Source organism: Maribacter hydrothermalis, assembly GCF_001913155.1.
GTDB classification, from domain to species: domain Bacteria; phylum Bacteroidota; class Bacteroidia; order Flavobacteriales; family Flavobacteriaceae; genus Maribacter; species Maribacter hydrothermalis.
This window is the reverse complement of sequence record NZ_CP018760.1, coordinates 574,568-588,712: the sequence shown is the minus strand read 5'-3', so window position 1 is coordinate 588,712 and position 14,145 is coordinate 574,568. Positions and strand designations below refer to the sequence as shown.

Sequence of the window (14,145 nt, the reverse complement as noted above, 5' to 3'; positions counted from 1 at the left end):
AATGAAAGAGAAGTTAATGGGTTTTGCTCGTTTGGCAAGACCTGCAAATTTGCCAACTGCAGCAGCAGATATATTGGCAGGTATTGCTATCGCATTATATCTGCAGAATATAGACGTGCTTGACTTTCTAACAGAGCAAATCGGTGATGTACTTCTATTGGTCTTCTCATCGGTTGCTTTATATGCGGGGGGAGTTGTTTTTAACGATGTTTTCGATTCGGAATTAGATGCTGTTGAAAGGCCTGAAAGAGCTATACCAAGCGGACTCGTGCCAAAACGCGAAGCTGTTTATTTTGGAACTATTCTAATGATTTCGGGTATTACCCTGGCATTTAAGTGTACTATGCTTGCAGGGTTCATTTCAGTTGCTTTGACGATTGCTATATTAGCCTATGATGGGTATTTTAAGCAGTTCGGTTTCGCCGGACCTTTGAATATGGGTATTTGTAGGGGATTAAACCTTTTAATGGGAATGTCTATATTAGGATTGGTTTCTAATTGGTACCTGTCATTAATACCCGTAGTTTACATTTTTGCAATTACATTAATAAGTAGAGGTGAAGTACATGGTAATAATAAAAAACACATTGTCTGGGCTGGGTTTTTATATGCAATAGTTATAACTTCAATGGCGTTAATAGTAATGCAACAAACATCTCAAATTCTACCAATAATTCCGTTCTTAGTCTTGTTTTGTTATTTGATTTATAAACCTCTTTTAAAAGCTTATAAAGAAAATTCACCTAAGAATATTAAGAAGGCGGTAATGGGTGGTGTATTGTCGCTAGTGGTTATGAACGCTTGCTGGGTAGCCGGTTTTTCTAACTGGTACTTGGCATTAGCAGTTTTATTACTATTACCATTGTCAGTGCTTTTATCTAAACTATTTGCAGTAACATAAAATACATATGCAATTACAACCTATAAAACAGTCTTTTCAAGTTCAATACGATTATCAATTGTATTTCACTTCGGGGCTATTTACTTTAGAAAATCCGTTGTTCGTAAACCTAATAGCGGCCTATAAAGATTTTGAACCTGTTAAACTTTTGTTTGTATTGGATGACGGAGTAAAAAAACATCATCCGGCGCTAGTAAATCAAATTCAAGACTATTGCAAGGAGCACAAGCAAATTATAAAATATACCAACACCTTGGTATTGCCAGGTGGTGAGCAGGTGAAAAATAGCGATGAAGCTATTGAATCTGTATTGAAAGGTGTCAACGAAAACAAAATTTGTCGTCATTCTTTTGTTGTCGTAATCGGTGGTGGTGCCGTTATAGATATGGTCGGCTATGCAGCAGCAATTGCACACAGAGGAGTGAAGTTGATTAGAATTCCCACCACGGTTTTATCTCAGAACGATTCTGCCGTAGGGGTAAAGAATAGTGTAAATGCGTTTAAAAAGAAAAATTTCTTAGGTACATTTGCACCTCCATTTGCCATCATCAACGATAGCAATTTCTTGGAAACTCTAGAACAACGCGATTGGATTTCCGGAATTTCGGAAGCTATAAAAGTAGCTTTAATTAAAGATAAAACCTTCTTTAAATATATTGCAGACAATGCCACAACGTTGAAGAATAGGGAAATGGAACCAATGCAATATGTAATTTATAAATGTGCAGAAATGCATATGCACCATATTGCGCAAGGTGGTGATCCTTTTGAGTCGGGCTCTTCACGACCTTTGGATTTCGGACACTGGGCAGCCCACAAAATGGAATATATGACCAATTATGAATTGCGTCATGGTGAAGCTGTCGCAAAAGGCATCGCATTAGATGTAACCTATGCACAATTAACTGGCTTAATTTCAGAAGAAGACCTACAGCATATTTTAGATGTAATGAATACCATAGGGTTTGATCTTTCTCTTCCGGTTGAAAGTCCTGTAGAGGTTCAATCTTTATTGGACGGTATAGAAGAGTTTAGGGAGCATTTAGGTGGTCAGTTAACTATTACCCTTATTTCTGATTTAGGCGTTAAACATGACGTTCATACTATTGATATGGAGTTAATGTCACAGGCAATTACTAAGTTAAATCATCAATTCGCATTAAATTAAGTTCAATGCAGCTAAAAGAGAATCTTCATTTAACCTATTGTACCAATATTCATCCAGGTCAAGATTGGAAAAGTACTTTTGAGAGTATAAAAAAATACGTTCCAGGAATAAAACAAGAAGTTTCAAAAGAACAACCATTTGGTCTAGGATTGCGATTATCTAATAAAGCAAGTGAAGAGCTTGACTTAGGTGATAATTTGTCCGATTTCAAGAAGTGGTTAAGTGACAATAATCTTTATGTCTTTACTATGAACGGATTTCCATATGGGAATTTTCATGATGAACGTGTAAAAGATATGGTGCATGCCCCAGATTGGACTACTGATGATCGATTGAAATATACAGAAAGATTGTTTCGTCAATTATCCGAATTAATCCCTGAAGGAATGAACGGTGGAATTTCAACTTCTCCAATCACCTATAAATATTGGCATAAGACAGATAGTGAAACTAAAAACGCATTTGAGGTTGGTGCTAAAAACATGCTTGAAGTTGCCAAGCAGTTATTCGAAATTGAACAAACTACAGAGACCTATTTACACCTAGATATTGAACCAGAGCCAGACGGATTACTAGAAAATAGTGATGAGGTATTGCTTTTTTATTCCGATTATCTAGTGCCTTTGGGAATCGCCTATTTTAAGCAGGAGTTAGGTTTAGATCCTGATGCGGCAGAAGCTTTAATTAAAAAGTACATTACGGTTTGTTATGATGTTTGCCATTTTGCATTGGCCTATGAAGAACCTACAGATACCTTTACAAAGTTCAAGACGAATAATATTAGGGTAGGGAAAATTCAAGTAAGTGCAGCATTGAAAATTCTTTTTAATGGTACCGATGACGAACGTATTTGGGAGGAATTATCCCAATTTAATGAACCAACTTATTTACATCAGGTAACCGAAAAGGTGAGTGGAAAAGTTAAAACCTATAGCGATTTACCTTTGGTTTTAGAAAGCGAAAGAAATCACAAAGAACTAAGGGCTCATTACCACGTTCCTATTTTTTTAGAGAAATATGGCAAGTTATTTTCAACACAAGACCATATTTTAAAAACGATAGATTATATTAAATCGAATCCCATATCAGAACACCTAGAAATAGAAACCTATACTTGGGATGTGCTTCCGGCAGATTTAAAAGAATATTTATCAATATCCATAATTCGCGAAATAGAATGGTTTAAATCACATATGTAATATGAAGAAAACGGTAGTCATAAATGTCGTTGGATTAACGAAGCGATTGATAGGTGAACACACTCCGTATATAAAATCGTTTTTAGAAAAAGGTCAAACCTCATACATAGAACCTCTGTTACCCGGTGTTACCTGTGCAGTACAATCTACCTATGTAACAGGAAAATGGCCGTCAGAGCATGGTATTGTTGGTAATGGCTGGTATTTTAAAGATGAGTGCGAGGTTAAATTTTGGCGACAGTCAAACAAGTTGGTAGAACAACCCAAAATATGGGATGATATAAAAGAGAAACATCCTAATTTTACTTGTGCCAATCATTTTTGGTGGTACAACATGTACAGCAATGTTGATTATAGTCTAACTCCGAGACCAAATTATTTAGCAGACGGAAGAAAAATTCCGGATATATATTCTTATCCTGCTCAGTTGCGTGATGAAATGCAAACCGCTTTGGGAACATTTCCGTTATTTGAATTTTGGGGACCTAAGACAACTATCAATTCTTCAAAATGGATTGCAGATGCCGCTTTGCTGACTGATAAAAAGCATAATCCAGATTTAACCTTCATTTACCTTCCTCATTTAGATTATAATTTACAACGTTACGGTCTTGACTTTAAGGTGATTTCAAAAGACTTGAACGAAATTGATGCTGTAGTAAAAGAATTGGTACAACACTATGAAGCATTAGAAACCAGAGTGATACTGCTTTCTGAATACGGAATTACAAATGTAAATAGACCGATACATCTTAATCGATTATTGCGAAAAGAAGGTTTTATTGCCGTACGTGAAGAAAGAGGTTTGGAGTTGTTAGATGCAGGTGCTAGCGATGTATTTGCCGTTGCAGATCATCAGATTGCACATGTATATTGCAAGAATGAGCAGGATATTGAACGTGTTGCAGAATTTATAAAAGCTGTAGAAGGAGTCGAGAAAGTACTTTATGGAGATGATTTGAAAACGTATCACATAAACCATGAACGTTGTGGTGATATTGTGGTGGTAGCTGATAAAGATTCATGGTTTACGTATTATTTCTGGCTAGATGATTCAAAAGCACCAGATTACGCAAGAATGGTAGATATTCATAAAAAACCAGGTTACGATCCAGTTGAAATGATGACTGACCCAAAAGATAAATTGGTGATGGCAAAAGTAGTTGGCAAGTTACTTAAGAAGAAAATGGGCTTTAGAACGGTCATGAATATTATACCGATTGATGCTACTTTGATCAAAGGTTCCCACGGTCGTTTAACAGAAGACGAAGAAGATTTCCCAATCTTTATAAGTAATCATATCACTGGTGATAACGATCAGATAATTAGTGCAGTACAAGTGCGTGATCTTATTGAAGATCACCTATTAAACTAAATTCAAATGAATCTATTATTTAAGATATTAGGCTATGTTTTTGCAGTGTTGTTTACTGTTGGTGCCGTTTTACAATACAATGACCCAGACTCGTTACATTGGATTATCATCTATGGTGTTGCGGCTTTAATCTCTCTATTATTCGCATTAAATAAGATAGGATATATTGTACCGTTGATTTTAGGAGTACTTGCTTTTATTGGTTTCGTTTATCTTTATCCTTCAGATTTTCAAGGATTCGATTTAAATGATGGAGATATAGTTACCGTAGAGTTAGGAAGGGAAGCTTTCGGACTTTTAATAATTTCAATAGTACTAGTAATATTTGCTTTTCGGAGTAAGAAAAAGCTATAAGAATAAATCGAATTCTTGTCTTAATAAATCAATCACTGGGTTCTTTTCCCTTAACTTCTCATATTTTTCTTCGGGGGTAAAAGCAAATTTCGTTACGGTTGTTTCATTCACGGTAATCTCTAAATGCACAAAGTGATTGTTCAGTTTAGCACGTAGATATTCCATCAATTCGAACTGTTCGCGCTCAATTTCCTTTTTCATGGTTCCGTTAGGAAGCTCTAAATGAATAGCAAAGTTGTCTTTTAATTTTGGAATATCTGAATGAAGGTTAGAAGCTAGAATCTTTTGACCTTTCTTATCGATTATTTCTATAAAATCTGCCCAATGCTTACGAAGTTCTTCTTCCGTAAAGTTATCTTTAGGTAAGTTGTTTTCATCAATTACAACTTCAATCTTGTTCAGCTCGTGTTGTTTCTTTGCGTTTAAGCTAGAAATGGAAAGTCCGGAAACCCTTTTAGTAGGGCGATTAATAATCGGTTTTTTAGCTTCAGAAACGGGTTCTGTTATAGGTGCTTTTTCAATTATTTGTTGAGGTTCTTTGGTTTTTACCGGTGCAACTTGAGTTTCTGCTGTTGTAAGAGCTTGTTTAGATTCAACTGCAGTTTCGGTAGTCTTATTTGGCGAAATTGTTTCTTTTGGACCTTCAGTTTTTGTAGTAGCCGGTTGATTTCCTGTTACAGGTTTAATCTCAGATTCTTTTTTTGGTGCTTGATTATAAAATGCTGAGGGAGCAATGAAATCAATAGTCTGATTGTTAAGAGCTACGGATTCAGGATTTTTTTTTTCTCCATCAAAATTGATAGAGGCAAGTTTCATAAGCGTTAATTCAACAAGTAAGCGTTGATTTTTACTTGTTTTATATTTTAAATCGCAGTCGTTTGAAATTTCTAAACCTTGTAATAAAAAGGAGGGAGCGGTCTTTTTACTTTTATCTCTATATAATTGTTGGGCTGCTTCGCCAACTTCTAGTAAGTTAATCGTATCAGGATGCTGGCATACCATTAAATCTCTAAAATGAGAAGCAAGTCCAGATATAAAGTGGTGTCCGTCAAAACCAAGTGATAAGGTTTTGTTGAACAACAATAATAATCCTGGTATGTTATGTTCTAATATTAAGTCTGTAGCCTCAAAATAAGTATCGTAGTCTAAGACATTTAAATTTTCGGTAACCGCTTTACGTGTAAGCTCAGAACCGGAAAAACTAACTACTCTATCAAAAATGGATAGGGCATCTCGCATGGCACCATCTGCCTTTTGGGCAATAATATGTAACGCATCATCTTCGGCATTTACACCTTGGCTTTCTGCAATGTATTTTAAATATTCAGCAGCATCTTTGACCGTAATTCTCTTGAAATCAAAAATTTGACACCTTGAAAGAATAGTGGGTATTATTTTATGCTTCTCTGTTGTTGCCAATATAAAAATGGCATGCTTTGGTGGCTCTTCTAAAGTTTTCAGAAAAGCATTGAAAGCCGATTGAGATAACATGTGCACCTCATCTATGATATATACTTTGTATTTACCAACTTGTGGTGGTATACGTACTTGATCAATTAAGTTACGAATATCATCTACCGAGTTGTTAGAAGCGGCATCCAATTCAAAGATATTGAAGGCAAAATCCTCATTTTCTTGTTCGGTACCATCAGAATTTATCTGTTTTGCCAAAATACGGGCACAGGTAGTTTTACCAACACCTCTTGGTCCGCAGAATAATAAAGCTTGTGCAAGGTGATTTTGGTCTATTGCATTTTGTAACGTATTGGTTATAGACTGCTGACCCACAACATCTTTAAATGTCTGGGGTCTATACTTTCTAGCCGATACAATAAATGGTTCCAAAATTTTATCTCTGATTAAACTTATACAAATATAAATATAGCCTTTAATTCTAACGAGAATTAAGAAAAGAGATCATCTTTAGTTATCAACAATTGCAGTACATTTGCGCTCAGCAGGCCGCCTTATCGCTGCCAAGTAATTGGGAGAGGAAAGTCCGGACACCATAGTGCAGTATAGCGGGTAACGCCCGTCCGCAGAGATGTGAGGACAAGTGCAACAGAAAGCAAGTACAGTTCGGCTGTAGTGAAACCAGGTAAACTCTATACGGTGAAACGTCATGTAAATCGGTGCTTGAGGGCTGCACGCCCAAGCCGAAGGGTAGGCGGTTAGAGCTTTGGGGTAACCCTTTGCCTAGATAAATGATAAGGAATTCTGATTTTTTGGAATACAGAATCCGGCTTATGGCCTGCTTTTTTTATTGAAATTGCAAATCTATAATTTGCATAATGGAAATAACCTTGAGCGCAATCATAGGGTTTTTGCACTTGAATGTATCAAAACTATTCTTTTAAAAATTACTTCTCAAAAAAGCTAAAAACACTTCCTCCGTATTTTCTAGAATTTTTAAAGTGTGGAAATTCGGCTAAGCTAGTTCGGTTAGAATGTTCAATAATTAATATACCGTCTTCCAATAGAAGGTCATTATCAAAAATAAGTTCGGGTAATTTCTCGAAATCTGCTAATTCCATATCATAGAAAGGATCTGCAAATATGATATCGAATTTTTCGGTATTTCTTTGTAGAAAGCTAAATACGTCACTTTTTAAAGTGCGAATATTCATGTCTAATAGTTCAATCGTTTTGTCTATAAATTCTATGCAGCCAGAGTGAGCATCTATAGCAAGAACATCATCAACACCTCTCGATGAAAATTCATAGCTAATATTTCCTGTTCCGGCAAAAAGGTCAAGTACCTTTAAATCGGGGAAATAGTAGCTGTTATTTAAAATATTAAATAAACTTTCTTTGGCCATATCCTTTGTTGGCCTTACAGGTAATTTTTTAGGAGCCATTAAGTGACGGCCTTTATGTTTTCCTGATATGATACGCATTATAAAGTATTGATTAAAGTAAAGTCAATTGAATTGGATGCTGGTTCGCCTAGTTTTATTAATTGAGGAGATGAAGGGGCAAAAATGCTGATATGTTTAATGTACGAATAGCAAATTTGAAAAATAGTATCATCTTCTTCTATAGCTCCAAAAAGCTTAACAATTGTTGTTTTCGGGTCTAAGTCAAGTTGTTCTAAAACAAACAATAGGTAATAAATAAAGTCTTCTTTTGTAGCGTAAATAAAGCTATTGTAAAGCATTAATTTGCGCTGATTTAGAACAGTAATGTCTAATTGATTTTTGTTTACATGAACATAACAGACAATTTCTTGATGATGATTTTCATTATTCAGTAAAGATTGTAATAATACAGTGCCATTGTGCATATATGTAAACTCTCCGAACAGTTCGTAGATGTAGTTATTAATGTTCATATAGGGAACATATACATTTACAAGTTCGTGGTTTTCAACTTCGTCAAAAGCTAAAACGTCTGTAGGTAAAACTTTGGTATTAAACTTAAGGTACTCGAGTAAGTTATTAGAGTTAAATAGAGATTTTGGAACAAGTCCAAAAAGAATATTACGATGAACTACTACAACTTCATCAAACTGTAAGTTGGTCAATTCATGATTTTGAAAAAGATTTTCCAATTCATCTTTAACGGCTATTGGGTTTTTTTCTTCTAAAAATTCAACGCTATCAGACATAAGTACTTTATGTGAAACAGTGTCTGCCACACAAAAAGAAAGTCCATTCAAGCTAACCTGAATGGACAATTTCTTAAAATTTTTATCCGCTATGTTAAAACTATTAATTTTTTTCTTTTTTGTCATAAATAGGAGGCCAGTTACCACTATTGCTAACTTCGTCTAACGATCCAACATAAATTGAAGAACCATTAACTTCTTCAACACTTAGTGCTGCTTTTTCACGAGCAAGTAGATCTTTAGGTTGATCGTAAAGAATTACGTCCTTCTCAACTTTAGCCTGAAAAACAGGAGCTTTATAGCCACTTTTTTCTACAAAAGCAGCCTTCATTTCAAATTTCTCCCCGTTTGGTGCTCCTGGAACATCCATTAAGGTTTTATATCTGGCGTCTTTTTTGAAAAGAGAATCTTTTACAGAAACGAATCCTAGCGTATCAATTATTTTTACTTCTTTTAATAAATCGATACCGTATGCTTTATCGAATTCCATAAAAGAAGAATCTCTTTGCTGAGTTATAACATATTTACCGGTATCAATAAATCGAATTAGACTATTAAAGTCATTTGCGAATTTACCATTTACAGTTTTGTAGGCATCCTGAGCATTTCGAATGTCTTTTAATTTTGCTACAACTTGGGCATAGCGTTCCTCTTTTGCTTCGTTAAATTTAATTGGTCCAGTAATAGAGTTATAAATTAGGTATCCTAAAGCGATACAGCCAACCCAAAGCACAATTTGTATAATGGTTTTCATTTTGTATGTGTTATTTTAATTTAGTGGTCTTCACAAATCTACAATTTTTTTTTAATCGTAAAAGTTTTTAGCCTAAAAATCATCTTTATCTTTGAAGGCTCATGAAATCAACTACTCCTGCTTCATTTTATAGTTTACTGGAATCTAAATTTCCACATACACCAACTGCCACACAATCAGTAGCTTTACAGAAACTAGCCGAATTTACATTGTCTTCGGTTACGAATGAGGTTTTTTTATTAAAAGGATTTGCCGGTACAGGAAAAACCACATTAATAGGAACATTAGTGAACAGTTTATGGAAAGTACAAAAAAAAGCTGTGCTAATGGCACCAACAGGAAGAGCTGCAAAAGTAATGTCAAATTACTCCAATACACAAGCCTACACTATTCACCGAAAAATATATTTTCCAAAAAAACAAAGTGGAGGTGGAGTTCAATTTGTTTTGGCACCGAATAAACATAGGGATACTTTATTTATTGTTGATGAAGCATCTATGATACCCGATACCGCTGCCGATTCTAAATTGTTCGAAAACGGTTCGTTGTTAGATGATTTAATGATGTTTGTATATTCTGGTCATAAATGTAAACTTTTACTAATAGGAGATACCGCGCAATTACCACCGGTGCATTTAATATTGAGTCCTGCTTTAGATGGGGATAAAATTTCTTTGAATTATAATAAAGAAGTTGTCCGCTTAGAATTGAATGAGGTAGTAAGGCAAGCAGGCGATTCTGGTATTTTAGCTAACGCAACCTTATTAAGGGAGCAATTACAAAGTGATTTTTTTGAGGATTTTAAATTTGATGTAGATCCGTTCACTGATATAGTTAGATTAATTGATGGTAACGAAATACAAGAGGCCATTGATAGTTCGTATTCAGAAAACGGAAAAGAGGAAACTGCATTTATTGTGCGCTCTAATAAACGGGCCAATCTTTATAACCAAAATATACGTGAACGAATTTTATTTTTAGAAAATGATATTGCTGTAGGTGATTTTATGATGGTAGTAAAGAACAATTATTATTGGTTAAAACCAAGTTCAGAGGCAGGGTTTATTGCAAACGGAGATATAATAGAGGTTCTAGAAATTTTCGATATTAAAGAAATCTACACCTTTAAATTTGCGGAAGTAAAAGTGAAAATGGTAGATTATCCAAATATGGCTCCGTTTGAAACGGTACTATTACTGGATACAATTACAGCAGAATCCCCTTCACTTTCTTATGAAGACGGTAATCGATTATATCAGGAGGTAATGAAAGACTATGCCCATGAGAGTTCAAAATATAAGAAGTTTTTGGGAGTGAAGAATAATAAGTATTTCAATGGCTTACAAGTTAAGTTTTCATATGCTATAACCTGTCATAAATCCCAAGGGGGGCAATGGAATACAGTATTTGTTGAGCAACCTTATTTACCGAATGGTCCCGATAAAGAGTATTTAAGATGGTTATATACTGCGGTTACAAGGGCAAAGAATAAATTATACCTAATTGGATTTAAGGATGATTTTTTTCTTGATTAATAAAAGGTTATTTTAGTAAATACGGATAGGCAAAAGCATCTTATTCAAAAGAGAATATAACATGACAACCGATACAATTTTAAGTATATTTTTAGGAGTGGGATTAGCAGCTTCTGTAGGTTTTAGAGTCTTTTTACCGCTATTTGCATTAAGTCTGGCATCATATTTCGGTGTATGGGAACTAAATGATAATTGGCAGTGGATAGGGAGTTTGGTAGCTGTTTTAACCTTGGGCGTAGCTACATTATTAGAAATATTCGCTTATTTTATCCCTTGGTTCGATAATTTGTTGGATAGCATTGCTGTCCCTTTAGCAGCAATCGCAGGTACTGCAGTAATGGTTTCAACAGTTGCGGACTTAGATCCGGTAATAACCTGGTCCTTAGCAATTATTGCCGGTGGAGGAACTGCAACAGCTATAAAAGGGGCAGGAGCCACAGGTAGGTTAGCATCAACCGCAACAACGGGCGGTTTGGCAAATCCGGTTTTGGCAACAGTGGAAACAGGAACTGCAGTAGTAGTAACAGCCGCATCAATATTTGCCCCTATATTAGCGGCCGTATTGGTCATAATTATTTTGATTATAATTTTTAGGATTTATAGAAGCTTACGACCAAAAAGCAAAACTTAAATAATATTTAGTTGAAGAAAATAGCAATGATACCTGCCCGTTATGCGGCATCGAGATTTCCTGCAAAATTAATGCAAGATTTGGCGGGTAAACCAGTGATTTTAAGGACATATGAAGCGGCGGTACAAACCAAATTATTCGATGATGTATATGTTGTTACGGATAGTGAAATTATTTATGAAACCATAGTAAAAGAGGGCGGTTTGGCTATTATGAGCAAAAAAGAGCACGACTGTGGCAGTGATAGAATTGCCGAAGCAGTAATGCAAATGGATGTTGATATTATTGTAAATGTTCAGGGTGATGAACCTTTTACCGAACGAGAAAGTTTAGAAGCCGTTTTAAATGTTTTTGAAAATGATGCGCAAAAAGAAATTGATCTGGCATCCTTAATGGTTAAAATTACAGATGCAGAGGAAATTAATAACCCTAATACGGTAAAGGTAATAGTTGATAATAGAAATTTTGCCTTGTATTTTTCTAGATCGCCAATACCTTATCCAAGAGCTAAAGATTCTAATACATGCTATTATAAACATAAAGGGATTTATGCCTTTAGAAAAAGTGCTTTGATGGATTTTCAAAGGCTACCAATGTTGCAGTTAGAGGCAACAGAAAAAATTGAGGCTATACGGTATTTAGAATATGGTAAAAAGATAAAAATGGTAGAAACTAATGTTCAGGGAATTGAAATAGATACACCGGAAGATTTAAAGAAAGCACAAGCCGCATGGAAATAGATTTTAAAGGTATAAATGTCATTGGGTTTGATGCCGATGATACCTTATGGGTTAATGAAACCTATTTTAGAGATACCGAAGACAAGTTTGCGGACCTATTAGAAAAATATGAAACCAAAAATAAGATAGATCAAGAACTGTTTAGAACAGAAATAAAGAATTTAGATTTATATGGATATGGGATAAAAGGCTTTACCCTTTCCATGATTGAATGTGCTTTAGACTTATCAAACAATAATGTTTCTTCAAAAACAATAGGAGCATTGTTAGACTTGGGTAAAGAAATGATTACAAAGCCTGTAGAACTTTTGAATGGAGTAGAAGAGGTTTTAAAAAATTTAAAAGATAAATACCGATTAATAGTTTTAACGAAAGGAGATCTTTTAGATCAGGAACGAAAATTAGAACGATCCGGGTTATCCGAATATTTTCATCATGTAGAGGTGTTGAGTGATAAAAAAGAAAAAAATTATATTGATTTGCTTGAGCATTTACAGATAAAACCAAGTGAATTTTTAATGATAGGTAATTCATTGAAATCAGATGTTTTACCATTGGTTGAAATTGGCGCACGTGCGCTTCATGTTCCCTTTCATACGACTTGGGAGCATGAAGAAGTTAGAGGTCCAATTGAGAATAAAGGATATATGACAATGTCCAATTTGACAGATATTCTAGAATACGTATAATGTAAATGGAAGTAAGAAAAGAAATGACATTGAAGAATATACCTACTAAAGCTTCTCAAGAATATCGAAATTTCCCTATGGTACCTAGAGTAGTATATGGTAAAGGAAGTTTTAATACTCTTGGCGATATTTTAATGTCTAAAAGAAAACATTCGGAAGCGCCCATGATATATTTGGTAGATGATGTATTTGAAAATACGGATTTATTAAATAGAATTCCGAAAATATTCTGTGATCAAATTATCTTAATTTCTGCTGAAGATGAGCCAAAAACGCAACAAGTAGATGCGCTAGTAAGCATGCTTAAAGAAAACTATAATGAACTGCCATCAGGAATTATAGGAATAGGAGGTGGTACATTATTAGATTTAGCTAAAGCTGTCGCAATTATGCTTACCAATAAGGGTGGTGCAGCAGAATACCAAGGTTGGGACTTGGTCAAGAAACAACCAATTTATCATGTAGGTATACCTACTATTAGTGGTACTGGTGCAGAAGTTTCTAGAACTACGGTGCTAATGGGCCCAGAAAAAAAGCTGGGGATTAATTCAGATTATACCACCTTCGACCAAGTTTTGTTAGATCCAGATTTAACCGTAGGGGTACCTAAAGAACAATGGTTTTATACAGGTATGGATTGTTTTATTCATTGTGTAGAATCACTCAACGGTACTTTTTTAAACGCTTTTAGTAAAAGCTACGGTGAAAAATCACTAGAGTTATGTAAAGAAGTTTTTCTTGAGGATATAGACGAATCCGAAAGTAGAGAAAAATTGATGATGGCATCATGGCATGGAGGAATGAGTATAGCGTATTCTCAAGTGGGTGTAGCACACGCAATGAGTTATGGTTTAGGTTATGTTTTAGGAGTTAAACATGGAATAGGTAATTGCCTAGTTTTTCAGTTTCTAGAGGAATTTTATCCAGAAGGTGTTGTACTATTTAATAATATGCTTAAAAAACACAAAATAGTGCTGCCCAAAGGGGTTTGCTCTAACCTAACAGAATCTGAAATGGATACCATGATAACGGTAGCTTTAGGTATGGAACCGTTATGGGAAAATGCTCTTGGTGAAAATTGGAAATCAATAATTACTGCTCAAAAACTAAAAGCAATTTATCAGAAAATTTAATTCTGAAAAGTTTCACATCATTACTTCAATAGTTGACTTTATAGTTAACAAAATTTCAT

General features: G+C 34.8%; 14 protein-coding genes and 1 other RNA gene. 11 read left to right on the top strand and 4 right to left on the bottom strand.

Annotated features, from left to right (window positions below):
- Position 1: 1 nt before the first annotated feature.
- The 5 genes from eboC to BTR34_RS02575 are packed head-to-tail and all read left to right on the top strand — an operon-like array spanning position 2 to position 4,997.
- Positions 2 to 901 (top strand): UbiA-like protein EboC, encoded by a 900-nt coding sequence (gene eboC / locus BTR34_RS02595; RefSeq protein WP_082960151.1) that lies wholly within the window; start codon positions 2 to 4, stop codon positions 899 to 901.
- A 7-nt stretch (positions 902 to 908) separates the two neighbouring features.
- Complete coding sequence (locus BTR34_RS02590) at positions 909 to 2,069, top strand: 3-dehydroquinate synthase (RefSeq protein WP_068484217.1); 1,161 nt, start codon at positions 909 to 911, stop codon at positions 2,067 to 2,069.
- Between the two features lie 5 nt (positions 2,070 to 2,074).
- The gene (gene eboE / locus BTR34_RS02585) at positions 2,075 to 3,268 is read left to right on the top strand and encodes a metabolite traffic protein EboE (RefSeq protein WP_068484219.1); all 1,194 of its coding nucleotides are present in this window, start codon (positions 2,075 to 2,077) and stop codon (positions 3,266 to 3,268) included.
- Between the two features lies 1 nt (position 3,269).
- Positions 3,270 to 4,643, top strand: a complete 1,374-nt coding sequence (locus tag BTR34_RS02580; protein WP_068484221.1) for an alkaline phosphatase family protein — start codon at positions 3,270 to 3,272, stop codon at positions 4,641 to 4,643.
- A gap of 6 nt (positions 4,644 to 4,649) precedes the next feature.
- Positions 4,650 to 4,997 (top strand): transmembrane 220 family protein, encoded by a 348-nt coding sequence (locus tag BTR34_RS02575; RefSeq protein ID WP_068484223.1) that lies wholly within the window; start codon positions 4,650 to 4,652, stop codon positions 4,995 to 4,997.
- Here the strand turns inward: BTR34_RS02575 and BTR34_RS02570 are convergent.
- Positions 4,992 to 6,842: a DNA polymerase III subunit gamma/tau gene (locus BTR34_RS02570; RefSeq protein WP_068484224.1), complete on the bottom strand. Its 1,851-nt coding sequence runs from the start codon at positions 6,840 to 6,842 to the stop codon at positions 4,992 to 4,994. The two genes, BTR34_RS02575 and BTR34_RS02570, sit on opposite strands and share 6 nt — an antisense overlap.
- A 109-nt stretch (positions 6,843 to 6,951) precedes the next feature.
- On the opposite strand from BTR34_RS02570, the gene rnpB reads away from it, so the two are divergent.
- Positions 6,952 to 7,259: RNase P RNA component class A (gene rnpB, locus BTR34_RS02565), an RNA gene on the top strand.
- Between the two features lie 98 nt (positions 7,260 to 7,357).
- Here rnpB and BTR34_RS02560 read toward each other — a convergent pair.
- Genes BTR34_RS02560 through BTR34_RS02550 form a run of 3 tightly spaced genes read right to left on the bottom strand, consistent with a single transcriptional unit; the run spans position 7,358 to position 9,358 of the window.
- Positions 7,358 to 7,894, bottom strand: coding sequence for an RsmD family RNA methyltransferase (locus BTR34_RS02560; protein WP_068484226.1), 537 nt, complete (start codon positions 7,892 to 7,894; stop codon positions 7,358 to 7,360).
- A complete protein-coding gene (locus BTR34_RS02555) occupies positions 7,894 to 8,730 on the bottom strand; it encodes a DUF3822 family protein (protein ID WP_068484228.1) in 837 nt (278 codons plus the stop codon). Before BTR34_RS02555 ends, BTR34_RS02560 begins: the two co-directional genes overlap by 1 nt.
- Positions 8,708 to 9,358 carry a hypothetical protein gene (locus BTR34_RS02550; protein WP_068484230.1) on the bottom strand — a complete coding sequence of 217 codons (651 nt, stop codon included), beginning with the start codon at positions 9,356 to 9,358 and terminating at the stop codon, positions 8,708 to 8,710. The genes BTR34_RS02555 and BTR34_RS02550 overlap by 23 nt, the downstream gene beginning before the upstream one ends.
- A gap of 101 nt (positions 9,359 to 9,459) precedes the next feature.
- Between BTR34_RS02550 and BTR34_RS02545 the strand changes: the two genes are divergently transcribed.
- The 5 genes from BTR34_RS02545 (at position 9,460) to BTR34_RS02525 (ending at position 14,086) form a co-directional block, all read left to right on the top strand.
- Positions 9,460 to 10,893, top strand: coding sequence for an ATP-dependent DNA helicase (locus BTR34_RS02545; protein WP_068484232.1), 1,434 nt, complete (start codon positions 9,460 to 9,462; stop codon positions 10,891 to 10,893).
- Positions 10,894 to 10,954: 61 nt separating this feature from the next.
- A complete protein-coding gene (locus BTR34_RS02540) occupies positions 10,955 to 11,524 on the top strand; it encodes a DUF4126 domain-containing protein (RefSeq protein WP_068484234.1) in 570 nt (189 codons plus the stop codon).
- Positions 11,525 to 11,550: 26 nt separating this feature from the next.
- Entirely contained in the window at positions 11,551 to 12,264 is a 714-nt protein-coding gene (gene kdsB, locus BTR34_RS02535) for a 3-deoxy-manno-octulosonate cytidylyltransferase (protein ID WP_197496156.1), read from the top strand.
- Positions 12,255 to 12,953 (top strand): HAD family hydrolase, encoded by a 699-nt coding sequence (locus BTR34_RS02530; RefSeq protein WP_068484238.1) that lies wholly within the window; start codon positions 12,255 to 12,257, stop codon positions 12,951 to 12,953. The genes kdsB and BTR34_RS02530 overlap by 10 nt, the downstream gene beginning before the upstream one ends.
- Positions 12,954 to 12,958: 5 nt before the next feature.
- Positions 12,959 to 14,086, top strand: a complete 1,128-nt coding sequence (locus BTR34_RS02525) for an iron-containing alcohol dehydrogenase family protein (protein WP_235843191.1) — start codon at positions 12,959 to 12,961, stop codon at positions 14,084 to 14,086.
- Positions 14,087 to 14,145: the final 59 nt, after the last annotated feature.

Bases quoted from the DNA above. Each gene is read 5' to 3' on its own strand.
- BTR34_RS02540 (WP_068484234.1), top strand. From the start codon at position 10,955: ATGACAACCGATACAATTTTAAGTATATTTTTAGGAGTGGGATTAGCA.
- BTR34_RS02525 (WP_235843191.1), top strand. From the start codon at position 12,959: ATGGAAGTAAGAAAAGAAATGACATTGAAGAATATACCTACTAAAGCT.
- eboE (WP_068484219.1), top strand. From the start codon at position 2,075: ATGCAGCTAAAAGAGAATCTTCATTTAACCTATTGTACCAATATTCAT.
- BTR34_RS02545 (WP_068484232.1), top strand. From the start codon at position 9,460: ATGAAATCAACTACTCCTGCTTCATTTTATAGTTTACTGGAATCTAAA.
- BTR34_RS02530 (WP_068484238.1), top strand. From the start codon at position 12,255: ATGGAAATAGATTTTAAAGGTATAAATGTCATTGGGTTTGATGCCGAT.
- BTR34_RS02590 (WP_068484217.1), top strand. From the start codon at position 909: ATGCAATTACAACCTATAAAACAGTCTTTTCAAGTTCAATACGATTAT.
- BTR34_RS02550 (WP_068484230.1), bottom strand. From the start codon at position 9,358: ATGAAAACCATTATACAAATTGTGCTTTGGGTTGGCTGTATCGCTTTA.
- BTR34_RS02555 (WP_068484228.1), bottom strand. From the start codon at position 8,730: ATGACAAAAAAGAAAAAAATTAATAGTTTTAACATAGCGGATAAAAAT.
- BTR34_RS02575 (WP_068484223.1), top strand. From the start codon at position 4,650: ATGAATCTATTATTTAAGATATTAGGCTATGTTTTTGCAGTGTTGTTT.
- BTR34_RS02560 (WP_068484226.1), bottom strand. From the start codon at position 7,894: ATGCGTATCATATCAGGAAAACATAAAGGCCGTCACTTAATGGCTCCT.
- kdsB (WP_197496156.1), top strand. From the start codon at position 11,551: ATGATACCTGCCCGTTATGCGGCATCGAGATTTCCTGCAAAATTAATG.
- eboC (WP_082960151.1), top strand. From the start codon at position 2: ATGAAAGAGAAGTTAATGGGTTTTGCTCGTTTGGCAAGACCTGCAAAT.
- BTR34_RS02580 (WP_068484221.1), top strand. From the start codon at position 3,270: ATGAAGAAAACGGTAGTCATAAATGTCGTTGGATTAACGAAGCGATTG.